We start from the raw sequence: 26,528 nt of genomic DNA on the forward strand, positions 1-26,528 counted from the left end.
GGCTACTTTAATTTCTTTAACTGTACCGGCAAATGGAGCTGGAACTTCCATTGCTGCCTTGTCGCCTTCCACGTTTAAGATAGATTGCTCTTCTGAAACGGTGTCACCAACAGCAACCATGATTTCAGTTACTTCAACTTCATCATCGCCAATATCTGGTACAGTTACTTCTTTAATTGAAGAACCTGTAGAAGCAGCTGGTGCTGCTTCTTCAGATTTAGCTGGAGCAGCGGCTGATGTATTTTCCTCATCAGTGCCTTCACTCTCGCCTTCAAACAAAAATACTAAAGAGCCTGTTGTAACGGTGTCGCCAACGTTAACTTTAATCTCTTTTACAGTCCCTGCTTGAGAAGCAGGTATTTCCATTGATGCTTTGTCACCTTCAACATTTAGTAATGATTGGTCAACATCTACTTTATCGCCAACGCTTACTAATATTTCGGTTACTTCTACTTCGTCGTCACCAATATCAGGTACTTTAATTTCAATACTCATTGCAAACCTCTTATGCGTACAGTGGGTTAAGTTTGTTAGTGTCGATGTTGAACTTTTTAAGTGCTTCAACAACTACTGACTTCTCAACTTCACCGCGTTTAGCAAGTTCAGATAACGTAGCAACAACAACGTAGCTTGCGTTAACTTCAAAGTGACGACGTAGGTTTTCACGGCTATCAGAACGACCGTAACCATCTGTACCTAACACTTTGTAGTTGCTGCTTGGAATGAATGAACGCGCTTGTTCTGCGTAGTTTTTCATGTAATCCGTTGCTGCAACAGTCACAGAGTCGTTTAATACGCTTGTGATAAATGCTGTTTTTTGCTCGCTTTCAGGATTAAGCATGTTAAAACGCTCAACATCTTGACCATCACGCGTTAGCTCATTGAAAGATGTTACTGAGTAAACATCTGATGCAATACCATATTCTTCGCTTAAGATTGAAGCAGCTTTGCGCACTTCAGTCATAATAGTACCTGAGCTTAATAGCTGTACGTTGGCTTTTTTACCTTCGTAACTTTCAAGCTTGTAAATACCTTTACGAATACCTTCTTCAGCGCCTTCTGGCATAGCTGGTTGATGGTAGTTTTCGTTCATAAGCGTTAGGTAGTAGTAAATATTTTCTTGGTCGTCACCGTACATACGACGAATACCGTCTTGTACAATAACAGCCACTTCAAACGCGTAAGTTGGGTCATAAGAAACACAGTTAGGAACCGTGTTTGCAAGAATGTGGCTGTGACCATCTTCGTGTTGTAAGCCTTCACCATTTAGCGTTGTACGACCCGCTGTAGCACCTAATAAGAAACCACGTGCTTGTTGATCGCCCGCCATCCATGCCATATCGCCAACACGTTGGAAACCAAACATAGAATAGTAAATGTAGAATGGGATCATTGGTAAATCGTTAGTGCTGTATGAAGTTGCAGCAGCAACCCATGACGACATTGCACCTAACTCATTGATACCTTCTTGCAATACTTGACCTGAAGTTGCTTCTTTATAGTAAGAAACAATATCACGATCCTGTGGCGTGTAGTTTTGGCCATGCGGGTTATAAATACCGATTTGACGGAATAAACCCTCCATACCAAATGTACGCGCTTCATCTGCAATAATTGGTACGATATTTTTACCAATGCCTTTATCTTTTAATAAGATATTAAGTGCACGAACAAAGCCCATAGTAGTAGATATATCACGCTTTTGCTCTTCAAGTAGTGGCTTAAATGCATCTACTTCTGGCAACGTAAGTTTTTCACTAAAACGTGGAATACGCTTAGGTGTGTAACCTTTAAGCTCATCACGACGCGCATGTAGGTACTTGTACTCAGGTGAACCTTCTTCAAGCTCTAGGTATGGTAATTCTTTTAATTGCTCTTCAGATACTAAGTCATCAAGACCAAGGCGTGAACGTAAATGTGCAACATGCGACATGTCCATTTTTTTCACTTGGTGCGCAATGTTTTTACCTTCAGCTGCTTCACCCATGCCGTAACCTTTTACAGTTTTAGCAAGAATTACAGTTGGACGACCTTTTGTCTCTTCTGCTTTTTTAAATGCAGCAAATAGTTTTGATGGCTCATGACCACCACGCTTAAGCGCAAAAATTTCATCATCTGTCATATCTGCAACAAGGGCAGCTGTTTCAGGGTAGCGACCAAAGAAATGCTCACGCACGTATGCGCCATCTTTAGCTTTGTATGTTTGGTAATCGCCATCAATTGTTTCGTTCATCAATTGTAGTAATTTACCTGTTGTGTCTTTAGCAAGCAGAATATCCCAACCGCTGCCCCACACTAGTTTAATTACGTTCCAGCCAGCGCCTTTAAACAAGCCTTCTAACTCTTGAATAATTTTACCGTTACCCATAACTGGGCCGTCTAAACGCTGTAAGTTACAGTTAATTAAATAACAAAGATTATCTAGTTTTTCACGTGCAGCGAAAGAAATAGCACCACGTGATTCCGGCTCATCCATTTCACCGTCACCTAAAAACGCATATACACGTTGGTTTTTAGTGTCTTTTAAGCCACGACCATCTAAGTATTTTAAGAAGCGTGCTTGATAAATTGATGAAATAGGACCTAAGCCCATTGATACCGTAGGGAACTGCCAAAACTCAGGCATTAACTTAGGGTGTGGGTACGATGGTAAGCCTTCGCCATCAACTTCTTGGCGGAAGTTATCTAGTTGCGCAGCCGATAAACGACCTTCAACAAATGCTCGTGCATAAATACCTGGAGAAATATGACCTTGGTAATAAACTAAGTCACCACCGTCTACATCATTTGGTGCTTTAAAGAAGTGGTTAAAACACACTTCATAAAAAGCAGCAGATGATTGGTAAGACGCCATATGGCCGCCTAAGTCGAGATCTTTTTTAGATGCACGTAGAACGATCATAATCGCGTTCCAACGTATAATTGAACGAATACGACGTTCAAGATTTACATCACCTGGGTAAGCAGGCTCTTGATCTACAGGAATAGTATTAACGTAGTTCGTGGTAATACCCGTTGGCATATCAACGCCGTCTAAACGGGCTTGCTCTAATACTTGCTCAAGTAAAAACTGAGCTCGTTCAACACCTTCTTCGCGCACAACTGATTCAAGAGCTTGTAACCACTCTTGTGTTTCTAGCGCGTCTACGTCAATTTTATTGACTTCAGACATATGGAGGTTTCCTTATGTTTAAAATACGAATATTGTTAATTTAATATCACAGCTACTTAATTTGTGTGTTCAAAGTAGTTATGTACTAACTTAATTTTGTTTAGTGCGTCTTAAACTACGTTCAATTCGCGAATGTTCTTTGCCTGCTTCAAGTAGTGCTTCTTCGATAAATGCTAAGTGCGCATTACTTGCTAAACGGGCTTGCTCTGGATTACCGTCAATAACGGCATCCATTAATAAACGCCTGTGTTGGGCTAACTGACTGCTAATATCTGACTTTTTTAATAGAACAGTTAAATTTTGCAATACATTTTGCTCAAGCAGCGCTTTCATACCTCTAACTAAATGCAGTAACACCACATTGTGCGAGGCTTCTGCCACGCTAAAGTGAAATGCATTAATTGCTTTTGCTTTTTGCTGTAAATCATCATTAACTAAGGCAATTTCATCAAAGCTTTGTTTTACTTTGCTAAAATCGTTGCTGGTCCCGCGCAGTGCTGCGTAGTAAGCAGCAATCCCTTCTAATGCATGACGAAATTCAAGTAAATCAAACTGCGACTCAGGGTGTTTACTAATCAAATCAAAAAGTGGATCAGTAAGCCCTTCTTCGAGCTGATTTTTTACAAACGTGCCGCCACCTTGGCGACGCGTAACTAAACCTTTCGCTTCTAATTTTTGAATTGCCTCACGCAGTGACGGGCGAGACACTTCAAACTGCTTTGCTAGTTCACGCTCTGGTGGCAACTTTTCACCTGGTGCTAACGAGCCTTCAAGAATCATATTCTCAAGTTGCTGTAAAATAACATCAGATAATTTTGCTGCTTTAATCTTTAAAGACATGAATCAACGTCCGCGTTGTATAAATACCAAGAGCCCATAAAACGGGGCTTTAAGTAGTATGATTTACCCAAAAGGTAAATTGGTCATACCAAAAATTTTCAATACGGTATCAAAAACACTATTAGCTGTCAATTTACAGGTAGTTTGAGCAATTAAAGTAGCGTAACGCATTTTGAACGAAGATCAAACAATGCGCAATTTACAAAAATTGTTATAACGTATTTGGGATGAAAACAATTGGTCTGACCAGAATAAATTAGAATATTAGCTCTATTTTATTGTACTTAAAAACTGCAGGAAGAGATTAAAGCACCTTACATTGCATAAGGTACTTTATTAAAAAAGTATTAACTTAAGACAGCCCACCAAATAATGTAAGCAACGCTATAAGTACTAAGTAAAATAATACATTACGCTTAACAAGCTTAATCATACACGTGGCTTCGTAGGTACAGCCGTAATAACGCTTTTCAATTTGCTCTGCAGCAAGTGCAGTACATGTTACTACTTCGCGATTTGGAGACTTAAAGTTAAGCACGTAACGTAGCCAACAACTTGTGCCTTTATTAAAGTTACCTATTACTAAATAACCAAAGCTGGTAATACGTGCAGGTAACCAGTCGAGCCAAAACAATAGTTTATGTATAAGTTTAAAACGCTTAGCAAATATTACTTTATGATCTTCTCGTACTAAATCAGCTAAAGTACGTACCAGTGCATATAAAACCGCACCTGGCGCACCTAAAACAACAAACCAAAAAATCACCGCACAGTAAAATCTAAAGTTTACCCATGCCAATGTTTGCCCAAAGGTTTCGCCACCATCTTGATCATCAGTACGCTTTTGACCTATTTGCAGCGCATATAAAGATGCAGCAGTACCATCATCTCGCGTTAAGGCATTTAAGTAAGACTTATATAAAGCACGCTGCTTGGCACAACCAAAGCAAACCAAAAGCACAGCAATATTAATAGCTAACTGCCATAGTACAAAATCAGATAAACAATAAATAAACGCTATTGCTATTACTGGAAGTAACAGCCAAATTAAAAAGCCCGGAGCAGAACTAAATAAGCCTTTGTCACCTAGTAGCTTATTAGAGCGATTTAAATAACCATTTGTGTAATAGCTTATCTGCCAGTAATTAGACCGAGCCCCTAAACGCTCCAGAATTAATGCAATTATTATAGAAACTAAAATCATGGGAATAACTCTCTTAACTTAGTTGTTCAAGCATATTAAAAAACAATGGCCAATTAAAGCTACTGCCAGGATCGGTTTTACGTCCCGGGGCAATATCGCAATGCCCAACAATACGCGAAGGGGTAATTTTTGGATAGCGTTGTATTATAGATTTACTAAGTGTAGCTAATACTTCGTATTGCGCTAAAGAGTATGGCGTGGTGTCGGTACCTTCAAGCTCAATGCCAATGCTAAAGTTATTACAAGCAGATACGCCCTCAAACTTAGATTGCCCTGCATGCCAAGCACGTTTTTCAAAAGGCACGTATTGTATAACCTCACCGGTGCGCTTTATAAAGCAATGGGCCGATACACGTAAATTTTTTAAGTCACTAAAACTCGAGTGAGCATTGCAGTCAATGCTACCCATAAATAACTCATCAACAAAAGGTGTACCAAACTGCCCTGCTGGCAAAGATATATTGTGAATAACCAGTAAAGAAATATCAGCCTCATCAGGGCGCTCATCAAAATGCGAACAAGGCCGCTGCGCTACAGTACTTAAAACACCGTCTAAATCTATTTTCATGATACGTTTATTATATAAATATCAAGATATACATAGCACTGATGCTAAAGGATTTATTAAAACAATGATAGTAACAAACAGGTATAAAACCCTACCTGCAAATAATTCAAACCCACACGTAGGTGCTAATTTACGTCCGCTCATGTAACGTAACTTTTGAAATTAAAAGCGAGGTATAAAACCTCATCTACAGGTAATACAACCCCACACGTAGATACTAATTTACTATAAGCACTTATCTTTATATTGGTGAAAAGGCAATCGCTTCTCTTTCTTTTATAAACATAGTAAAATTTGCTTAATTTATTAACGCTTATGAGCATCCCATGTCTATTTCGCACACTCTTATTACTCAGCTTGTTACTCTTGCACTTGACGAAGATTTAAATTATCAAACAGCACAAGAAGGCGATATTACCGCGCAATTGATCCCTCAAAATGAGCAAGCAAACGCCAAAGTAATCACCCGCGAAGACTGTATTTTTTGCGGAAAAGACATCATCCTTGAAGTATTTAAACAAGTAGACCCAAGCGTTAAGGTTAATGTACTTATTAATGATGGCGACGCAGTTAAAGCAAACAGCACATTATTTACAGCCACTGGTTCAGCGCGTTCAATATTAACTGCCGAGCGTACTGCACTTAACTTTGTACAAACGTTATCGGGTACNCAGCCACTACTACAGCCCATTATGTAAAAGAGCTAAGCGGCACAACAACGCAACTACTCGATACACGCAAAACCATACCAGGCCTTAGAGCACTTCAAAAATACGCAGTAAAATGTGGCGGCGGTGCAAATCATCGTATTGGTTTATTTGACGCATTTTTAATTAAAGAAAATCATATAGCGGCTTGTGGCACAATAAACAAAGCCGTTGCTCAAGCTAAACAAAATCACCCAAACAAACCTGTCGAAGTAGAAGTAGAATCACTCCCAGAACTTAAGCAAGCAATTGAAGCTGGCGCCGACATAATTATGCTAGACAACTTTAGCGTAGAGCAAATTAAGCAAGCTGTAATTTTAACCAATAAGCGCGCAAAACTAGAGGTTTCAGGCAATATGACCCTAGAAACGCTCAAAATTTATTCACAAGCAGGTGTCGATTTTATATCAAGCGGGGCATTAACAAAAAACTTACAATCAATCGATTTATCGATGCGCTTTGAACAATTATGAAGCAATAATGGGTAATTAATACCGCTAATTAATTGACAAGTTAAGTAAAAAAGCATTAAATAACCCAAAAGGCTTACTTTGTAACAAATTGTTAAATTAAATCGCTTTTTTATAATAAGATACGTGCTAAATACTAAAATAAAATGGTAGACTAATTCTGTTGTACTATTTTATTTAAAAAGATAGTCATAAATAACTAGTACCTTTACTTTTTAAAGACATAATTAAAAACTAAATCAACTAAACTACTTACTTTATGCCTATACTATTTGTTGCTACAACATGTAGTGCACTTAGTAAACTTTTATAATTAGTACTAAACATAATGAATTCACATTCGGCTTTTGTGTTTCATACTCTAAAGCTAAAGTGTAATAAAATTAATTTTAAGTAAAACTGTAAAGTAAATCAGTTAAATTAAGTGAGGCATTTTGCCGCTTAAGTGATTTAAGTTACAAAAATCTATCCTTTAGGAGAGGAAACATGAAAACAATGACTCAAAAACAACAGGGTTTCACCCTAATTGAATTAATGATTGTAGTAGCAATCATCGGTATTCTTGCTGCAATTGCATTGCCTGCGTATTCGAACTATCAAGCAACATCAAAACTTACGGCTGGGTTATCTGAAGTTTCAGCGGGTAGAACAGGCTTTGAGATAACGTCAAATAGCGGCACAACTCCAACAAATGCTCTTGTTGGTCTTCAAAATACAACAGAAAATTGTACAATTACAACTGATGCCACAGGTATTGAGTGTGCAATTCGAAATGCTCCTACTCAAGTAACTGGTGCTAAAATCAAATGGACTCGTACATCGACTGGTGGCTGGTCTTGTGCGACCACAGGTATTACAGGTGACAAAACTCTTGCACCTAAAAGCTGCCCACAATCTTAATCATTTATTGATTACTAAAAAGCGCCTTGTTTGGCGCTTTTTTAATGCGTAAGAATTAGCATTCATGAATTTAACAAATACAACAAAACCATCGCTTATCAGCTTTTTTTTTCTATGTGCGCTAATACCTTTGATACCAATAGTTTCCTACGATTATCATAACCACCAACGTATCATTCAAATAGCTTTTTTACTTATCACAAGCCTACTAGTGCTTACTCCTTTTTTAGGTAATAAAAAACCTACTTTTAAGCTTTCACTAAATAAAAAAAGCAGTGTTTTGTACTTAATTTTTATTTTCAGTGGTTGCTTATCTACATTGATGAGTGTGGAGCAAAGTTTTAGTCTGCTGTACACGCTTCATATAAGCTTACTTATTTTAACTATGTATTACGTAAGTACCATAAATGACAAAAGGTCTATTTTATTTATCATTTATGCATTATTGATAGCTCATACGAGCTTAATTTTAATATGCCTACTTAATATAATTTTTACACTTTCGGAGCAGCAACCTTTAAATCCATACATAATTTACTCAGGCTTTATTAATATTCGCTTTTTTAATCAAGTACAGGTATTTATTCTTCCATTTTTAGTGTTACTCCTAAAATTTACAAGCATACAGCGCCTTGTATTTATTATTTTATTTTTAAACTTATTACTTATATTTATTGGGCAAGCTCGCGGGGCTTTACTCTCATTTTTAGTTTTCTCTATTTTTGCTCTCGCTTTAAAAACTACATTAAAAAAACAAGTACTTATTGGATTAGTCTGCCTTGCTTTAAGTTGTATTACTTTTTATGCCCTGGATTCATTAAATAAAGGAGGTACTGAAATACTACGCACATCCTCCTCAGGCCGTATCGAGCTATGGTTTAATACTTTTTCTAACCTATCTTTAAAGCATTTATTTATCGGCAATGGTCCTGGAGTATTTGAAATGTCACTTGGGAGTTCAGCCCCTTTTAGTCACCCCCACAATTCATTAATTGAAATTTTAAATGAATGGGGTCTTATCGCCCTTATATGTATTTTAACCGCTGTTTTTACAACATTTAAAAAAGCGATAACACATTTAAAAAAGCATAAAAAAGACATCATTACTGAAAGCCTCTTTTATTCTTTTGCTATAGGAATTACATACTCACTATTTTCTGGTGTGCATGTAATGCCGGTTTCGCAAACACTCTTATTTATAATGTGGGGGTTGCTACTTGGTAGAATCAATAAAAAAAGTATCCAAAGCATTTCCATAAATAAATACTTAAAAGCTTTAATAGCCATTTTATTTATTTTTGCATGGTACCTTTACTTACAAAAAGCGATAAGTATTTATAATAATATTGACCCTGATAAGGGCTACATTTACGGGCCTAGATTTTGGTCCGTTGGGCAACGATTTTAAAGCGTCCAACTTTTCTACCAAGAATCATTAGTTTAAGTTATGCTTGTAATAATGAAGTTTAAACCAAATTCAGCTGGGTACTCTTAATGGCAAAAAAACAACAAGATAAAGGCCTCGATACTTTTCAGTGGGTCGGTGTAAGTGCACGAGGGAAGAAACTTGAAGGCGAGCTTACAGGTAATAGTATTGCATTAGTAAAAGCTCAGCTTCGTAAGCAAGGTATCACTCCTTCAAAAGTGAAGCGTAAAGCAAAACCACTGTTCGGTATTCAAAGTGTTCAAAAGGTAACCCCTAAAGATATAGCACTACTTACTCGCCAAATTGCGACTATGTTGATGGCGGGCGTTCCTTTAATACAGGCCATTGAAATGATTGGCTCTGGCTCGACCAATAAAAGTGTCGCCAAATTAATGGAAACTATTGCTGATGAAGTAAAAGCGGGGCAACCACTATCTACTGCACTTAGAAAACACCCACGTTATTTTGATGATTTATATTGCGACCTTGTAGCCTCTGGCGAGCAATCTGGTGCACTTGATAAAATATTTGACCGAGTTGCTTTATATAAAGAAAAGTCCGAAGCGCTAAAATCAAAAATTAAAAAAGCGATGTTTTATCCTATTTCAGTATTAGTAATCGCCGGCATTGTAACCTCAATACTATTAATATTTGTAGTGCCGCAGTTTCAAGATATATTTGCAGGTTTTGGGGCAGAGCTTCCTGCATTCACTTTGTTTGTTATTGGCATATCAGACTTTATGCAAGCATATTGGTGGATGATACTAATCGCTATTGTAGCTTTTGGATACGCTTTTAAAGAAGCAAAACTAAGAAGTTTAAAGCTCAGAGATGCAACCGACCGAGCTATACTAAAACTGCCAGTAATTGGTATGATTTTAAACAAAGCAGCTGTTGCTCGCTATGCACGAACTCTGTCGACTACGTTTGCTGCAGGTGTGCCGCTGGTTGATGCGCTTGACTCTGCTGCCGGGGCTTCAGGTAACGCTGTTTATCGCTATGCCATTTTAGATATTAAAGTTGAAGTGAGCTCTGGTAATCAAATGAACTGGGCAATGCGTAACTCAAAAATATTCCCTGATATGGTAATACAAATGGTTGCGATTGGTGAAGAATCTGGCTCACTAGACGGTATGCTTGCTAAAGTAGCTACTATTTACGAGCAAGAAGTTGATGATGCAGTAGACGGCCTTTCAAGCCTACTTGAGCCACTTATTATGGCTGTACTAGGTGTACTTGTTGGTGGCTTGATTGTTGCGATGTACTTACCTATTTTCCAACTTGGCTCTGTTATTTAATTACCAAAAATAACAATTTACAGGAAATAAAAGAGAGGCTTACTTTTTTGATAAGGTATGGCTATTAATGTCTTCTCATTTACTCTCTTTCACTTCTCTATGTGATAAATACTTCACTTAATTTTTAAACGCTTAATTTTTAAAATAATTTTCAGGTAATATGATGCAAAGTATTATTGAAGTAATGCAAAGCCAGTTGTGGTTTTATTTAACCACTATTGGCTTAATTAGTTTATGTATTGGTAGTTTTTTAAATGTGGTTATTTATCGCTTACCACTGATGATGCAACGTGAGTGGCAAAGCGAATGCCGCATATTGCTAGATGATGAGCTTACAGCTAATAAATCTAAACAAGCCAATATCAATAAGCCTTTTAACTTAGTAAAACCCAACTCTACCTGCCCTAAATGCAAAACTGCCATTAAGCCTTGGCAGAATATTCCTATTATTAGTTGGTTAATACTTAAAGGTAAATGTGCAAGTTGCAGTAATCCTATTTCGGTCCGATACCCTGCTGTAGAGCTAATTACTGCCCTATTAAGTTTAATTGTTGCCTATAGCTTTGGTGCGACCGAGCAAGCTTTATTATATATTTTTGTAACGTGGATTTTAGTAGCACTGACCTTTATTGATATTGACCACATGCTGCTGCCAGATCAACTTACACTTCCGCTTGTTTGGCTTGCACTTATTACCTCGGTAATGGGTTACACAATTACACCAACCGATGCCATTATTGGTGCGGCTTNGCTTGTGGTTATTTAAGTCTATGGAGCGTGTTTTGGCTATTTAAGTTATTAACCGGTAAAGAAGGCATGGGTTATGGCGATTTTAAGTTGCTTGCTGTATTTGGGGCGTTACTTGGCTGGCAGTCATTGCTTACTATTATTCTGCTTTCGAGCGTAGTGGGTGCCATTATAGGTATTGCACTGTTAAGCATACAAGGTAAAGACAAAGCGACCCCTATCCCTTTTGGCCCTTATTTAGCGATAGCTGGCTGGATCACTATGCTTTGGGGCAACCAAATTCAAGGCGCTTATTTTAATTTAATTGGTTATTAAAATGAGTGAGCAAATTACTAAAGTAAACAGCTGGGTATTAGGTTTAACAGGCGGTATTGGCTGTGGTAAAACGGCCATCAGTAACATGTTTGAAGAGCTTGGGATTACAATAGTTGATGCCGATATAATTGCGCGCGAAGTAGTACTCCCAAATAGCAAAGGGCTAAAAGCGATTACAGCACACTTTGGCAAAGATATTTTATTGCCTGATGGCACATTAAATAGAGCAGAGCTTCGCGCAAAAATATTTACTAACAACAGTGACAAAGAATGGCTTAATGCGTTGCTACACCCTCTTATTCGCGCAAAAATACTAAACGATTTAAATAATGCAACTAGCCCTTATGTTGTTTTAGTAGCGCCTTTATTGTTTGAAAACAACCTTGATAAATATTGCGACCATACCTTACTTATTGACGTACCAACCTCTGTACAAGTAGCGCGTACAGCAAAACGTGACAACACAAGTAGTGAGCAAGTTAAAAGTATTATTGCCTCGCAAATGTCACGTGCCGATAAACAGCAAAAAGCGGATGATATTTTAAATAACGACCGTAGTTTAAACCTAGTGCATATAGAACTTGTTGATCTGCATAAAAAGTACCTACAATATGCATTACACAACAAAACTAACTCACTTTAACACTGTCCTAACTCACACAAACTCGTATTTTAGTTAGTAAAATCACAACAAAGAATGAAAGGTGATGTAATCACCTTCTTTTTTCTGATAAATTGCTTACTATTGAAGGAATAAAACAGGTGCGCAATGAATATTAACTCACCGTTATTGAGAAAATTTATAACCCTTGGCCGCATTGATGCCGACACGGTTAAAAACAAACAAAATGAATTTGCCTCAACAGCTGAGCTTATTTCTAAATGTGGAAAAATCGATAGTAAAGATTTAGCTGAACAATGCATTGATTTGTTTCGCGTACCTTATTTTGATTTAAAAGACTTTGATCCTACAAGAATCCCGGCCGATCTCGTAAAAGAAAAACTCATACGTAAACATCACATTTTACCGCTTGTTCAAAAAGATCGAAAAGTTTATATAGCAGCATCAGACCCAACAGATTACGGCGCATTCGAAAACTTTGAGTTTAGTACCGGTCTTTCATGCGAAATTGTTGTTGTTGATTATATTCAACTCGATAACAAAATTGAGCAATTACTAGATGCCACTGGCAGCTTAAATCTAACTGATGACGAGTTTCAAGAATTTGCTGATTTAGACTCAGAAAGCCAAAGAGATACAGCACCACAAGATGACGATAAAGATGATGCGCCTATCATCGTATATATCAACAAAATTTTAATGGATGCCATTAAAAAAGGCGCCTCTGATTTACATTTTGAACCGTATGAGCACAAGTACCGTATTCGCTTTCGTATTGATGGCATTTTGCATGAAGTGGCAAGCCCACCTAATACATTAGCAACCAAGCTTTCTGCGCGTATTAAAGTAATGTCGCGACTCGATATTGCCGAAAAACGCAAACCACAAGATGGTCGTATAAAGCTAAAAATTACTGAACGCAAAAGTATCGATTTTCGTGTAAGTACCATGCCTACCTTGTGGGGCGAAAAAATAGTAATGCGTATCCTTGATTCATCAAGCGCTATGTTAGGCATTGATGTATTAGGCTATGAGCCTGAGCAGAAAAAGCTCTACATGGACGCGCTTGCCCAGCCTCAAGGGATGATACTTGTAACAGGGCCAACGGGTTCTGGTAAAACAGTATCGCTATACACAGGTTTAAATATATTAAACCAGCCTGAGCGTAATATTAGTACTGCGGAAGATCCGGTTGAGATTAACCTTGAAGGTGTAAACCAGGTACAAATTAATATTAAAGCCGATATGACTTTTGCCAACGCCCTGCGCGCATTTTTACGTCAAGATCCTGATGTAGTTATGGTAGGTGAAATACGTGACTTAGAGACCGCAGAAATATCAATAAAAGCGGCGCAAACAGGTCACTTGGTTTTATCAACATTGCATACAAACTCAGCGCCGGAAACAATCACTCGTTTATTAAATATGGGTGTACCCGCTTATAACGTAGCAAGTTCGATTAGCTTAATAATAGCCCAGCGTTTAGCACGTCGCTTGTGCCCTAAATGTAAAACGCCAGAACAACTTCCGAGTGAAGAACTTGCTCGCCAAGGATTTAGTGCCGAGCAAATTGAAGAAATGACGTTATATATGCCTAAAGGGTGTGATAGCTGTACTGATGGTTACAAAGGGCGTGTGGGTATTTACGAAGTAATGCAAATTACTCCTGAAATTGCCCAAATTATTATGCGCGGTGGAAATTCGCTTGAAATAGCAGAGGTATCACTTAAAGCCGGTTTTAATAATTTACGTTTATCGGGTTTACGCAAAGCAGCCGATGGCCTTACATCCCTTGGTGAAATAAACCGCGTAACCAATTTTTAAAGTCCCACAGTAAAAGATAAGGCTCTAAGCTCAGAGCCTTATAGCTAGAGACTCATATCTAAGTAATGTAATATGCACCAAAAATTTGTAGAGAGTAATTTATGCCTACTGTTGTAAACTGCCCAACCTGTAAAACTAAAGTTGAATGGTCAGAGCAAAGCCCATTTCGCCCTTTTTGCTCAAAGCGCTGCCAACTAATTGATTTAGGTGAATGGTCGTTCGAAAATAATAAAATTTCTGCACCAATCACCTCGGCACAAGAGTTTAGCCAAGACATGATAGAAGATATTGAGGCAATGATGGCTAAAAATGAAGATGACTTTTTTAAATAATTTATCTTCATAATGCCCTAAATACAAAAACCAGCATTACGCTGGTTTTTTAGTATTTACAAAAAAGTAAAATTAACTTTTTTGTTTACGGTGCTTTTTATTCATACGCTTTTGCATTTTAGCAAACTTCTCTTTTTGCTCAGCGTTAAGCACTTGCATTACTTGGTGTTGTGTTTTTAGTTTAATTAAACCAAATTGCTCACCTTTTGCATGACGTTCATTTAATAGCTCTTTTGCTGCATTTTCGTCAAATGTCGCAGCCGAAAGTAATGCATCCATTTTTGCTTTGTGCGCTTCACGCATCGCTTTACGGGCTTCTTTATCGTCGCCACGCAGAGCTTTCATTTGTGTTTTTTGCGCTTCAAAAATAGCCTTTAGCTTAGTTTGCTGCTCATCTGTTAGGTTTAATTTTTCAACGCCGCGCTCAGAAAGTAAAAAGCGAGCTTGAGAATGGCCTTGCTTATGTCCGTCGCCTTTAGCTAACACGCTACCAGCACCAAGCGTTGCTGTTGCTAAGCCACAGATAAGTACTAATTTTGAAAGTGTGTTTAATTTAGTCATAATCATTACCTTAATATTGGGTTGGTTGTGGCTGCTAAGCCAGTGAGTTAACTATACCTAACTCAACGCAAAGTAACGCAAAGCAGTGTAAAGGTTGTGTAAAGATTCACCTTTGCACTATTTAGCGGGTAAAATAACGCTATAAACAACTCTAAGGGTTTGTAAATGAGACTATTAATGATTGATGACGACACTGGCCTTTGTGAGCTATTAAGTGAATATTTAACTGTCCAAGGCTTTGAAATACAAAGCGTACACGACGGTGAACAAGGCCTTAAACTAGCACAAGCAAATGACTACGCCCTTATATTGCTAGATGTAATGTTACCAACGCTTGATGGTTTTGAAGTACTTAAACAACTTAGGCAAACAAAACTCACACCGGTAATAATGCTTACAGCAAAAGGTGAAGACTTTGACCGTATTTTTGGTCTAGAGCTAGGCGCTGACGATTACATTCCAAAGCCTTTTAATCATCGTGAATTACTAGCCCGCGTAAAAGCGATAACTCGCCGTATAGAGCACATTAATAGTTTAAATATAGCTACAACGAGTAAGTTACTCGTTAATGGCATTACTGTTAACCTTGCAGCTCGAGAGGCCTCAATAGACGGCTCTACACTAACGCTTACTGGTACAGAGTACGAAATACTCACGCTATTGTGTAAAAATGCAGGTGAAGTGGTTAGTAAAGAGCAAATTAGTGAAGAAGTACTAGGTAGGCGTTTAGCTTCTTTTGATCGCTCTATCGATATGCATGTAAGTAATATCCGCAAAAAAATAGCAGAGCATATTCCAGGTGAGCGAATTAAAACAATGAGAGGTACGGGTTATGTCTTTATCCAAGGCGAATAAAAGCACTTACTTTGCTTGGTTAAAACACCCTGGGCACTACCTGTTTTTTAAAATATTTATTTGGTTTTGGTTAACTATAATCGGCACCGTTGCAGCGCTTATATTTTTAAGTAACATTACCGCTATTAACGCGGTAACTAACGAGCCGCTTTATGGCCCTATGAAAAAAAACTTAATATATACCGCTAAAAGTATTGAGCGCACTGCTATTAAACATAAGCGCAGCCTAAGCGATGTATTAGTACACCCTCGCCTATCAAAGCGTAAACTTTTATACTTAAGCGCAGCTCAAAGCGAAGACTCCCTTAGTAGTAAAGAGGTGCCAGAGAGCATCGACTTAAGTTTATTAAACTTTACTCAAAATATGTCACCACAAATTATTTTTACTGAAAAATATCAAGCCTTCGGCCCTGTTAACATAAACGTGCCTGAAGGGAGTTTTTATCTTTATGAAATAGATATTAACCATCAACCGCCGCTATTAATGCGCTTTAAGCTTATGCCTAATTGGATGAAAATAGTCATCGCAATTGTTGCCTCTCTTATTTTAAGCTTTGTATTTAGCCGTAACTTAATAGCCCCTATAAATAGTCTTAAAAAAGCAGCTATTAAACTATCAGCGGGCAACCTAAGCGCAAGAGCCGACATTTCTGTAAACCGAAAAGATGAGCTGGGAATACTTGGGCGAGACTTTAACAGCATGGCCAATCAGCTAGAGCTTTTAATTAGTTCACAAAAACGCTTATTAGCCGACATATCACATGAGTTACGCTCGCCCCTTACGCGTTTAAAAATGGCTACNTAGCCAATCGTATTTATTACGCATAGAAAAAGAAGCAAACCAACTTGATAAGATGATTGCAGACGTGCTGCAAGTTTCTCGCTTAGAAGCAAAAAGCCAAGCGCTTTCACTGCAAAAACAATCATTACAAATAATTGTAGATCACGTTATTAACGATGCGCAGTTTGAAGCAAAACAAAATAATAAGCAGCTAAATATAGTGGGCGCTGTAGAGGTAAATATTAATTGCGACGAAACACTTATTGCCAGTGCGCTTGAAAACCTACTTCGTAACGCTATTAAATACGCAAACAATACAATTAGCATTACTCTAAAGCACACAGATGCCATTTATATAGAAATATGTGATGATGGCTCTGGTGTGCCCGATGATCAACTGAGCAAGCTTTGTGAGCCCTTTTTTAGGCAATCAGATGCGCGGGATCGCGTAAGTGGTGGTACGGGTTTAGGGCTGGCGATTGCTAAAAATGCTATTACTGCGCATGGTGGCAGTTTAGTATTATCAAATAAAGAACTAGGTGGCTTGTGTGCTAATATAACCTTGCCATTAATAAAAGAGTAAAGCATGTTTTATAGTTCAGAAGCCCAGCTTGAGAGCAATCAAGAGGCCATTAATGTTTTTTATACTGAAAATTTAATTAAAAGCTACTTAGATACGCCATCAGGAAAGCTATTTTACGCATACGCAATCCCTAAAAACGCGACAACCGCAATAGTAGTAAGTACAGGGCGTATTGAAGGCCTAGAAAAATATAAAGAACTGCTCTGGGAGCTGTATTGTAATAATTTTGCTGTGTTTATTATGGATCATCAAGGTCAGGGCCGCTCTTACAGGCACCTTAAAAATAAACATAAAGGCTTTGTAAAACATTATAATAACTACAGCAGTGACCTAAATAACTTTGATCAGCAAATAGTTTCAAAACATTGGCAAGGTAAAAAAGTCATGCTGGCTCATTCAATGGGTGGCGCCATTGCTATTGATTATTTAGCAAAATTTGAAAATAGCTATAAAGGCGTGTTTTTGTCTGCTCCTATGTTTGATATTTTTACAAAAGACGTACCAAAAATACCAACGAAGTTTATTGTTAAATTAGCCACTTTACTTGGTTTACACTCTTGCTATGCATTTGGACAAGGCAACTACAACCCGATCCCATTTACCGAAAACGTACTTACTAGCAGTGAGAAGCGTTACACCTACTTTAGGCAAACCTATAAATTAGAACCTAACATACAATTAGGTGGCGTTACGTTTGGCTGGCTAGCAGCTACAATATCGTTTTTAAAGTCTGTTGATAACCTAAACGTACCAATCCCTTTGTTTATAGCAAGTGCAGCTAGCGATACAGTGGTAAACAACGAAGCACAGTACAGTATTGCAAAAAGGCATGCTCATGCAACGATTGAGAGTTTTGAAGGCGCTAAACACGAGCTACTTTTTGAACGTGACGAAATTCGAAAGCCGCTATTAACTAACTTTTATCAATTTTGTGAGTCGGTGACGGCTTAACAAGTACTGACAAAGGGTCGAGGTGGATCAGTATATCTACCTCAGACTCAAAACGTTCTTTGAGCATTGCCTCTACTTCATCAGCCACATTGTGCGCGCGAATCAAGCTTAAATGATCATCAAGCTCTAAGTGCATTTGAATAAACTTAACTTTTCCGCCTTGGCGAGTACGAATATCATGCACGCCATGCACATCAGCATGGGCTCTGGCTATGTCAAATATGCTTTGTTTTTCATCATCAGGTAGCTCTTTATCCATTAAATGATCGGCACTATCGCGAGCTATATCCCAGCTGTTATAAAGTAAGTAACCCGCTACACCTATTGCAAAAATAGGATCTGCATACAACACGCCATAATAAGCTAACAAAATAGCTAACAGCACAGCAGCGTTTAATATTAAATCGCCTTTGTAATGTACTGAGTCGGCTTTTATAGCAATTGAATCGGTATACTTAACCACTTTGTTTTGTACAAATACAATGACGAGCGTACACGCAATAGCAAAAATACTTACCCACACACCTAATAAAGAATGGCTTAACTGTATAGGGTTAAATAATCGCTCAATACCATGAAAAGCAAGTAGGCAACCTGATCCAGCAATAAATGCGGCTTGGCCAAGTCCTGCAAGTGCTTCAGCTTTTCCGTGTCCAAATCTATGGTCATCATCTGCTGGGCGCAGTGCGTAACCCAACACTAAAAAGCTCATAGCGGTGGCAGTAATATCCATTAACGAATCAGTTAACGAGCCAAGCATTGAAGCCGAGCCAGAAGCCAGCCAGGCCCATGTTTTTGCGCCGATCATTAAGCTAACCATGACCATGGTAACAATGCTGGAAGTTTTAACCCAAAATTCGTAGCTACGGTTATGCACGCGTGTATCCATTAATCACTGTATTGAATGTGTTGAGTATATCATTTTTTTAAAAGGTTTCGTGTATACTGCCCTTCGTCAAACTACAGATTATTTTATAAGGCTCATTATGCTGGATATTGTTTTATACCAACCTGAAATACCGCCTAACACAGGTAATATTATTCGCCTATGTGCCAATACTGGCTATGCATTACATTTAATTGAGCCATTAGGTTTTGAATGGGACGATAAACGCGTGAAACGTGCGGGCCTTGATTACCATGAATTTAGCCATGTTCAACGCCATGCCTCTTTTGAGGACTACCTTGAAAAATGCAAACCTAAAAAAGTGTATGCCTGTACAACTAAAGGCAGTCAGTTTCATCATGAAGCAAGTTACGAAGCTGGCGACTGCTTGGTATTTGGTCCTGAAACACGCGGCCTGCCTGATGAAATGATTCAAGCATTACCAAACGATCAGCGTGTACGTATTCCTATGCAAGCAAATAGCCGTAGTATGAACCTTTCAAATGCAGTTGCCGTGTTTGTTTACGAGTCGTGGCGTCAGTTGGGCTTCCCTAACGCCCAGTAAATATAATCCGTTAGGCAATAAAAAACCGACATAATGTCGGTTTTTTAGTTAAGGCCTAGCTCAAGCGCTTATTCAGCGCGTTGTTCTCGTCCTAAAAGAGCCATAGCGGCTTCTTTCATGTCTTTATTTTCATAAAGTACTTTATAAATTTGCTCTGTGATTGGCATTTCTACGCCAGCACGCTGCGCTAGTAAATACACTTCTTTAGTGTTTCTAAAGCCTTCAACTACTTGGCCAATAGACTCAATAGCAGCATCAACACTCTCGCCTTTACCTAACGCCAAACCAAATCGACGATTACGTGATTGGTTATCTGTACAGGTTAGTATTAAATCACCAAGGCCTGCCATTCCCATAAAGGTTTCTGGCTTAGCACCCAGAGCACAACCTAAACGAGTGAGCTCTGCAAGGCCTCGGGTAATGAGCGCGGTACGCGCATTAGCACCAAAACCTACACCGTCCGAAATACCGGCACCAATTGCAATTACATTTTTAACCGCACCACCGAGCTGTATACCAATAAAGTCATCATTGTTATACACACGGAATGAGCGACCACAATGAAGTAAATCAGCCAGTTGCTGCGCAAATTCAGGTGACGTAGAAGACACTGAAATAGCTGTAGGTGACCCCATCGCCATTTCTTTTGCAAACGTAGGACCCGAAAGTACCGCAAGTGGTATGTCATCACCCAATTCTTGCAAAGCAACTTCTTGTAACAAACGTCCAGTATTAGGCTCAAGCCCTTTAGTTGCCCACGCTACTTTAGCACCCTCTTGCAATGCAGGTTTTATTTGCGCAAGCGTGTCGCCAAAAGCATGGCTTGGCACAACAACAAGTACAATAGCACTGCTAGCAACGGCATGTTGTAAGTTAGCTTCAAGAGTAAGAGTATCTGGGAAAGGAGCATCAGGTAAGTAACGTTGATTTTTCCGCTCAGCTGCAAGCGTGGCAACGTCGTCGCTATTTCTTCCCCAAAGTGTCACCTGGTGACCATTTCGGGCTAAACAAATAGCAAGGGCGGTGCCGTAAGACCCTGCCCCTAATACAGTAACAGCTGTAGTTGCTGTACTCATAAGTTATGCGTCTGCTGAAGCCTGGTCAGCTTGCGCAGTACGTTGTTGCATGTATTGTGCAAATAACGCATCAAAATTAACTGGCGCAAGGTTAAGCTGTGGGAAAGTACCACGGTTAACAAGATTTGAAACAGCTTCACGTGCATATGGGAATAACACGTTAGGACAAAATGCACCTAGCATGTGCGCAAGTTGCACTTCTTCAACTTCAGCAATAGTAAAAATACCTGCTTGTTGAATTTCACATAAGAACGCAGTTTCTTCACCAATAGATGCAGTTACAGTTAGCGCTAAAACAACTTCAAATACACCTTCGTCCAACTTGTTTGAGCGTGTATCTAGGTCTAGCTTAACTTCTGGTGTCCATTCTTTTTGAAAGATGGCCGGAGAGTTTGGCGTTTCAAACGATACATCTTTAGTGTAAATGCGTTGAATAGTAAATTGTGCGCCAGCTTCAGCAGCTGCTACGTTTTGATTTTCTTCGTTCATTGTTATTCCTAACTTGTTCGTTATTATAATTAAATTAAGCGTTTAGCTTAGCGTCAAGTTTACCTTGCGCTTCAATAGCCATCATGTCGTCGCAGCCACCGATATGTTCATCATTAATAAAAATTTGCGGTACTGTGCTTGCACCACCTGCTTTGGCAATCATTTCATCGCGTAGCTCAGGCTGCACACCAATATCATAATTTGTGTATTCAACGCCTTTGCTGTTTAAAAGCGAAAGAGCACGCTGACAAAATGGACAATACGCCTTGGTGTATAAAACAACATTACTCATAATAAATCCTCTATCGGCCTAGCTAAACTGATTAGCGACCTGTTGTAGTTGGTAAGCTGGCAGATTGCCACGCACCCATGCCACCTGCTAATAAGTAAACTCGTTCAAAACCAGCTTTACTCATAGCGGCTGCAGTACCTTGGGCAGTCATACCTGTAGTACATACAACTATAATGGGTTTAGTCTTGTACTTTTCAAGGCTTGAAAAGTCAGATTTTTTCGCATTCTCTGGGCTTAAGTGCTCAGCACCAGAAATACGCCCTGCATTAAACTCTTTTTGCGCACGTATATCGATTACTTGACCGTCATCACGGTTAATAAGTAACGTAAGCTGCTGGGGATTTATTTGACGAACAGCTGAAAGCTTACTTTTTATCCAGCCACTAACAATAAGGAAAACAATACCAACCCAAGCAAGGCTTAAAATGGGATGATTTGTAATAAATTCAATATATTGATCCATTCTACTTCCACTATGAAATTATGTTTTAAACCTAGGGCGTGTTGGCCTTTGTGGATTGAAATTTGTTCAATCTAGGGGCGATTAAATCGCGGCGCGAGATTTGTAACCTAGTGGGCTAAGTAAAAACCGAGCAACAAAGAGGTAATAGTCCCTAGAAAGAACCCAGCGGGCAGCGTATGTTTGGTATTTATGCTACGTTATCGCCTATTTATGGGGAGTAACCACACTTCATAGGCTCTGCCTTGCCTAAAAACCAAACATACTGCTGCAAATTCAACCACCAAAGTGCAACACGCCCTAATATTTTAAGGATTTTGTACTTTAGCCACGCAAGTATACCCAAACCAACCTAAAATGCGAGTTTAGGAGCACTTAGAGGCGTTTAAAAAACGATAAAGCCCCCCCATATATAGTTAACAAGAACTCTGGATAATAAATTTATCTCAAGCAGAGTTCAGGTTAGTCAATGAGGTATAAGTGAAAAAATTTAATATCTTGTTTTCAATGCTGATCCTAGCTTAAAAACACGGTATGCTAAAACCACGCTAATAAACCTTTTTAGGTGCACAGTATCCATCAACAGATACTAATTTTCAGGAGCTATTATGACAGAGCATAAAAAACCACTGGTATTAATGATTTTAGACGGTTGGGGACACCGCGAAGATACGCAAAGTAATGCTATTCTTGCAGCTAACACACCTGTATTAGACAACTTATGGGCCACCCGCCCACACACATTAATATCGGCTTCGGGTTTAGATGTTGGTCTTCCTGATGGTCAAATGGGTAACTCAGAAGTTGGCCATGTAAACTTAGGTGCAGGGCGCATTGTGTATCAAGATTTTACCCGTATCACCAAAGCAATTAACGATGGCGAGTTTGATTCAACCCCAGCCTTAGTTGAAAACATAGACAAAGCAGTAAGTGCTGGTAAAGCGGTTCACATAATGGGTCTTTTAAGCCCAGGTGGTGTGCATAGCCATGAAGATCATATAGTTGCAAGTATTGAGCTGGCGGCAAAACGTGGTGCTAAAGAAGTCTATTTCCATGCATTTTTAGACGGCCGTGACACACCTCCACGTAGCGCAAAAGCATCAATTGAACGAATTGAAGCGTTATTTAGTAAACTTAAGTGCGGACGTTTAGCATCACTTATTGGCCGTTACTACGCAATGGACAGAGACAACCGTTGGAACCGTGTAGAAAAAGCTTACAACGTAATGACGCTCGCCGAAGGCGACTTTAATTTTGATAATGGTGTTGAAGCACTTAATGCAGCGTACGAGCGCGACGAAAACGACGAGTTTGTAGCAGCTACGACTATTACGCCAACAGGTGCCACTCAGGCTTCAATAAACGATGGTGACACCGTTATTTTTGCTAACTTTAGAGCAGATAGAGCCCGCGAAATTACCCGCGCTTTTGTTGAGCATGAATTTGATGGTTTTACTAAAAAAAGAACGCCAGAGCTTAGCGCATTTGTAATGATGACAGAGTATGCAGCCGATATAGACGCACCTGTTGCATTTGGACCTACACCACTAATAAACGTACTCGGTGAATGGTTTGAAAAAAATAATAAAACACAGCTTCGTATTTCAGAAACCGAAAAATACGCACACGTTACATTTTTCTTTAGTGGCGGACGTGAAAGCGAATTTAAAGGTGAAACACGCGAGCTAATTCCTTCGCCGCAAGTAGCAACCTACGACCTACAACCTGAAATGAACTCAGAAATGCTAACCGACAAACTGGTAGAAGCAATTAAAAGCGGTAAATACGATGCTATTATTTGTAACTACCCTAATGGCGATATGGTTGGTCACTCAGGTGTATTTGAAGCCGCTGTTAAAGCTTGTGAAGCTGTAGATAGCTGTATCGGACGTGTTGTTGATGCGCTAGAAGAGTTTGGTGGTGAAGCACTAATTACAGCCGATCATGGTAATGCTGAGCAAATGGCTGATCTCAAAACAGGCCAAGCACATACTGCCCACACTAGCGAACCTGTGCATTTTATTTATGTTGGTCGCGATGCAGAGCCAATGCAAGGTAAAGCCTTGAGTGATGTAGCCCCAACAATGCTTCACTTAATGGGTATGGAGCAACCAAAAGAAATGACTGGTACGCCTATCATGATGTTGAAATAACACATGAACAAACGTATTAACCGGTTAATTAAGTGCGGTTTGATACTAACTTCATTAGTGGCTGCATCTGCAGTTGCTAATGAAGATCGTACTAAAAAAGACTTATCAGAGGTTCAAAATGCACTTGAGCAAAGCCAAGCTGAATATAACGCCCAAAGAAAAAAAATAGCGTCGCTACAAAAAAATCTAAAAAGCCATGAACTCGATATAGCTAAAAATGCTAAAGCACTTAACATGGCAGAGCAATCCGTAAAAGAGACTAAAACACAGCAAAAAGAGTTACAAAGTAAAGCCGATGAGCTTGATAAAAAATACGCTCAGTTTCAGAAAATTTTAGCCGCGCAACTCAAAAGTGCCTATATGGCCGGTGGCGACGACTACTCTAAAATGCTGTTGAATCAAGAAGACACAGCCAAGTTTGAGCGCACACTTAGCTATTACAATTACTTAAATAAAGCCCGTATTGAACAAATCGAAGATCTAAAAGATCTTCAACAGCAAATAGTACAAAACCAAGAAGAGCTCGTTAAAACGCAAGAAAAACTAGAGCTTTTATTTGATGAACAAAAAAGGCGCCAAACTGCATTACTTAATGCACAAAGTGAGCGCCAAGCTAATCTTAAAAACTTACAAGCTCAGCTCAACAGCACTAAAAGCTCAATAAATTATTTAAAAGAAAACCAACAAACTTTAGTAACAACGATTAAAGAGCTCGAAAAAGAAAAAACACAAAAAATAGAATTACTTGGCCTAAATAAGAGCAAGGGCAAATTAGACTGGCCGAGCAAAGGTAAGTTAGAGCACACATTCGGCCAACGTAAACATGGTGGTATTGATTGGAAAGGCGTATTAATTGGTGCAAAAGAAGGCACTAATATTAATAGCGTGCACAACGGGCAAGTTGTATTTGCCGATTGGCTAAAAGGTTATGGATGGGTAATTGTTGTAGACCATGGTGAAGGTTTTATGAGCCTATATGGCCACGCTCAAACGCTACTAAGAGATGTAGGGGATATGGTACGTGAAGGCGAAACCCTCGCTTTAGTAGGCCAAAGCGGCGGACAGGCAAGTTCTGGTCTATACTTTGAAATACGCCACAAAGGACGCGCAGTAAATCCTGTAAAATGGTGCAAACGTATTTAATTAGATAAATCGCTGCACCGCCCTGGAGCAGCTGATGACAACTAAAAAACACACAATAAATACCGTTAATAAAAAAAGTGCAGACTTTTATATAAGTCTGTACTTGCTTGTATTACTAACCCTAATTACCTTTACTAGTAATGCACTAGCAAGCTCAATTAAAGATCTTAAAAGACAACAAATAGACGAAATACTCTTCAACATTCATACCTATTACGTTGAAGATCTCACCTTACAAAATAGCCACCATATTAAATATAACAACCAACAGTTTGAGCGTTTATATTCAAAACTCGACTCCTATTCTAAGTACTTAAATGAGTATGAATTAGCCTCATTATTTGATAACACAAATGGTCGTTACACAGGTATTGGTATAGAAGTTAAGAACATAGACGAGAATATGACTATTGTTAACGTGGTTAATAATTCGCCCGCAAAAGCGGCAGGTATTTTACCAGGCGATATTATTGTAAGTGTAAACAACAACGCAGCCCAAAACCGTACTATCGACGAAGTAGCAACACTAATAAGAGACAGTGAATTTTCGAATATAGATATAATTGTAAATCGCGATAACAATAAAAACCCACTCACTTTTCATGTCACACGTCGCCAAATAAACCTCGAAAGTGTAACAAGCGAACTTTTAGATTTTGGAACTGGTTACATAGCTATCAATAACTTCTCTAACCACACATTACATGAAGTTGCACTACAAGTTGCCGCCCTGCAAAGCCATTTTGGCTACCCACTTAAAGGCTTAGTAATTGATTTACGTGATAACCCAGGGGGGACATTACAAAGCGCAGTGGCTGTATCAGACCTATTTTTACAAAGTGGCACTATAGTGACGACTAAAGGACGTTTTTACGATGCTAACCAAGCATTTTATGCAAAGCGTGGAGACATTCTAAAAAATGCGCCCATAGTTGTGCTTATAAACGAAAATTCTGCCTCTGCAGCCGAAATACTTGCAGCAGCACTTAAAGATAATAACCGAGCAACCATTGTTGGCAGCCAATCTTTTGGGAAAGGCTCTGTACAATCACTCATTCCACTCGGTGATGGCAATACCGCATTAAAGCTCACCACAGCGAAATACTTCACACCGTTAGGTAAATCGATTGATGGAATAGGAATAACCCCAGATGTGGCGGTTAATCAAACAAACCTTTCACAAAGTAATAAAGCCGTTATAATAAAAAATGAACACACTAACAATAATGCGCAATTACTTACTGGTAATCTAACCGATTTACAGTTGGTTAAAGCCAAACAATTACTCAGCATGCAATAGCTTGTATA

At 38.9% G+C, this 26,528-nt stretch carries 23 protein-coding genes and 3 pseudogenes; 15 read left to right on the top strand and 11 right to left on the bottom strand.

Translation table 11 applies throughout. The annotated features are described in order from the left end of the window. The 5 genes from L652_RS0108965 to ampD form a co-directional block, all read right to left on the bottom strand. Positions 1-495: biotin/lipoyl-containing protein (locus L652_RS0108965; protein WP_029770242.1), on the bottom strand; the 495-nt coding region annotated here is incomplete at its 3' end. Between the two features lie 10 nt (positions 496-505). Continuing rightward, the gene (gene aceE / locus L652_RS0108970; RefSeq protein WP_002957763.1) at positions 506-3,172 is read right to left on the bottom strand and encodes a pyruvate dehydrogenase (acetyl-transferring), homodimeric type; all 2,667 of its coding nucleotides are present in this window, start codon (positions 3,170-3,172) and stop codon (positions 506-508) included. Between the two features lie 90 nt (positions 3,173-3,262). Then, positions 3,263-4,012 (bottom strand): pyruvate dehydrogenase complex transcriptional repressor PdhR, encoded by a 750-nt coding sequence (gene pdhR / locus L652_RS0108975; protein ID WP_002957764.1) that lies wholly within the window; start codon positions 4,010-4,012, stop codon positions 3,263-3,265. A 352-nt stretch (positions 4,013-4,364) separates the two neighbouring features. Continuing rightward, on the bottom strand, positions 4,365-5,216 hold the full coding sequence (gene ampE, locus L652_RS0108980; protein WP_024597571.1) for a beta-lactamase regulator AmpE: 852 nt from the start codon (positions 5,214-5,216) through the stop codon (positions 4,365-4,367). Positions 5,217-5,229: 13 nt separating this feature from the next. Beyond that, the gene (gene ampD, locus L652_RS0108985) at positions 5,230-5,784 is read right to left on the bottom strand and encodes a 1,6-anhydro-N-acetylmuramyl-L-alanine amidase AmpD (protein WP_024597570.1); all 555 of its coding nucleotides are present in this window, start codon (positions 5,782-5,784) and stop codon (positions 5,230-5,232) included. 326 nt (positions 5,785-6,110) lie between these two features. Here ampD and nadC point away from each other — a divergent pair. The 8 genes and pseudogenes from nadC to yacG all read left to right on the top strand — a co-directional run bounded on the left by nadC (position 6,111) and on the right by yacG (position 14,425). Beyond that, positions 6,111-6,964 (top strand): annotated as a pseudogene (gene nadC, locus L652_RS01000000123560) (carboxylating nicotinate-nucleotide diphosphorylase). Between the two features lie 483 nt (positions 6,965-7,447). Further along, entirely contained in the window at positions 7,448-7,861 is a 414-nt protein-coding gene (locus tag L652_RS0109000; protein WP_029770243.1) for a prepilin-type N-terminal cleavage/methylation domain-containing protein, read from the top strand. A 64-nt stretch (positions 7,862-7,925) separates the two neighbouring features. Then, positions 7,926-9,269 carry an O-antigen ligase family protein gene (locus L652_RS0109005; protein WP_024597568.1) on the top strand — a complete coding sequence of 448 codons (1,344 nt, stop codon included), beginning with the start codon at positions 7,926-7,928 and terminating at the stop codon, positions 9,267-9,269. Positions 9,270-9,355: 86 nt separating this feature from the next. Continuing rightward, on the top strand, positions 9,356-10,585 hold the full coding sequence (locus tag L652_RS0109010) for a type II secretion system F family protein (protein ID WP_024597567.1): 1,230 nt from the start codon (positions 9,356-9,358) through the stop codon (positions 10,583-10,585). 163 nt (positions 10,586-10,748) lie between these two features. Continuing rightward, positions 10,749-11,647 (top strand): annotated as a pseudogene (locus L652_RS01000000123565) (A24 family peptidase). Position 11,648: 1 nt separating this feature from the next. After that, positions 11,649-12,290 (top strand): dephospho-CoA kinase, encoded by a 642-nt coding sequence (gene coaE, locus L652_RS0109020; RefSeq protein WP_024597565.1) that lies wholly within the window; start codon positions 11,649-11,651, stop codon positions 12,288-12,290. A gap of 126 nt (positions 12,291-12,416) precedes the next feature. Then, complete coding sequence (gene pilB, locus L652_RS0109025) at positions 12,417-14,093, top strand: type IV-A pilus assembly ATPase PilB (protein WP_002957773.1); 1,677 nt, start codon at positions 12,417-12,419, stop codon at positions 14,091-14,093. 101 nt (positions 14,094-14,194) lie between these two features. Beyond that, complete coding sequence (gene yacG / locus L652_RS0109030; protein WP_024597564.1) at positions 14,195-14,425, top strand: DNA gyrase inhibitor YacG; 231 nt, start codon at positions 14,195-14,197, stop codon at positions 14,423-14,425. 72 nt (positions 14,426-14,497) lie between these two features. Here yacG and L652_RS0109035 read toward each other — a convergent pair whose 3' ends face one another. Then, complete coding sequence (locus tag L652_RS0109035; protein WP_002957775.1) at positions 14,498-14,986, bottom strand: Spy/CpxP family protein refolding chaperone; 489 nt, start codon at positions 14,984-14,986, stop codon at positions 14,498-14,500. A gap of 165 nt (positions 14,987-15,151) precedes the next feature. Here L652_RS0109035 and L652_RS0109040 point away from each other — a divergent pair, with 165 nt between their 5' ends. From L652_RS0109040 to L652_RS0109050, 3 genes and pseudogenes are all read left to right on the top strand, one after another. Further along, positions 15,152-15,841: a response regulator gene (locus L652_RS0109040; RefSeq protein WP_024597563.1), complete on the top strand. Its 690-nt coding sequence runs from the start codon at positions 15,152-15,154 to the stop codon at positions 15,839-15,841. After that, positions 15,819-17,205: pseudogene (locus L652_RS01000000123570) on the top strand (ATP-binding protein). Before L652_RS0109040 ends, L652_RS01000000123570 begins: the two are co-directional and overlap by 23 nt. Positions 17,206-17,208: 3 nt before the next feature. Beyond that, a complete protein-coding gene (locus L652_RS0109050; protein WP_024597562.1) occupies positions 17,209-18,156 on the top strand; it encodes an alpha/beta fold hydrolase in 948 nt (315 codons plus the stop codon). Here L652_RS0109050 and L652_RS0109055 read toward each other — a convergent pair. After that, positions 18,119-19,033, bottom strand: coding sequence for a cation diffusion facilitator family transporter (locus L652_RS0109055; protein ID WP_029753364.1), 915 nt, complete (start codon positions 19,031-19,033; stop codon positions 18,119-18,121). The genes L652_RS0109050 and L652_RS0109055 overlap by 38 nt on opposite strands. A gap of 109 nt (positions 19,034-19,142) precedes the next feature. Between L652_RS0109055 and trmL the strand changes: the two genes are divergently transcribed. Next, complete coding sequence (trmL, locus tag L652_RS0109060) at positions 19,143-19,607, top strand: tRNA (uridine(34)/cytosine(34)/5-carboxymethylaminomethyluridine(34)-2'-O)-methyltransferase TrmL (protein WP_002957780.1); 465 nt, start codon at positions 19,143-19,145, stop codon at positions 19,605-19,607. A gap of 68 nt (positions 19,608-19,675) precedes the next feature. Here the strand turns inward: trmL and gpsA are convergent, their stop codons facing one another. Genes gpsA through L652_RS0109080 form a run of 4 tightly spaced genes read right to left on the bottom strand, consistent with a single transcriptional unit; the run spans position 19,676 to position 21,927 of the window. Then, the gene (gpsA, locus tag L652_RS0109065; RefSeq protein ID WP_024597561.1) at positions 19,676-20,683 is read right to left on the bottom strand and encodes an NAD(P)H-dependent glycerol-3-phosphate dehydrogenase; all 1,008 of its coding nucleotides are present in this window, start codon (positions 20,681-20,683) and stop codon (positions 19,676-19,678) included. A gap of 3 nt (positions 20,684-20,686) precedes the next feature. Next, positions 20,687-21,172 carry a protein-export chaperone SecB gene (gene secB / locus L652_RS0109070; protein WP_002957782.1) on the bottom strand — a complete coding sequence of 162 codons (486 nt, stop codon included), beginning with the start codon at positions 21,170-21,172 and terminating at the stop codon, positions 20,687-20,689. A gap of 34 nt (positions 21,173-21,206) precedes the next feature. Continuing rightward, positions 21,207-21,464 carry a glutaredoxin 3 gene (gene grxC, locus L652_RS0109075; RefSeq protein ID WP_002957783.1) on the bottom strand — a complete coding sequence of 86 codons (258 nt, stop codon included), beginning with the start codon at positions 21,462-21,464 and terminating at the stop codon, positions 21,207-21,209. A 31-nt stretch (positions 21,465-21,495) separates the two neighbouring features. Next, a complete protein-coding gene (locus L652_RS0109080; protein WP_002957784.1) occupies positions 21,496-21,927 on the bottom strand; it encodes a rhodanese-like domain-containing protein in 432 nt (143 codons plus the stop codon). 605 nt (positions 21,928-22,532) lie between these two features. Here L652_RS0109080 and gpmM point away from each other — a divergent pair. Genes gpmM through L652_RS0109095 form a run of 3 tightly spaced genes read left to right on the top strand, consistent with a single transcriptional unit; the run spans position 22,533 to position 26,520 of the window. Then, positions 22,533-24,077, top strand: a complete 1,545-nt coding sequence (gpmM, locus tag L652_RS0109085; protein WP_024597560.1) for a 2,3-bisphosphoglycerate-independent phosphoglycerate mutase — start codon at positions 22,533-22,535, stop codon at positions 24,075-24,077. Between the two features lie 3 nt (positions 24,078-24,080). After that, complete coding sequence (locus L652_RS0109090) at positions 24,081-25,220, top strand: peptidoglycan DD-metalloendopeptidase family protein (protein ID WP_024597559.1); 1,140 nt, start codon at positions 24,081-24,083, stop codon at positions 25,218-25,220. Between the two features lie 34 nt (positions 25,221-25,254). Continuing rightward, positions 25,255-26,520 (top strand): S41 family peptidase, encoded by a 1,266-nt coding sequence (locus tag L652_RS0109095; RefSeq protein WP_024597558.1) that lies wholly within the window; start codon positions 25,255-25,257, stop codon positions 26,518-26,520. The last annotated feature ends 8 nt before the right edge of the window (positions 26,521-26,528 follow it).

This window comes from Pseudoalteromonas sp. TB25, assembly GCF_000497995.1.
Lineage (GTDB): Bacteria > Pseudomonadota > Gammaproteobacteria > Enterobacterales > Alteromonadaceae > Pseudoalteromonas > Pseudoalteromonas distincta.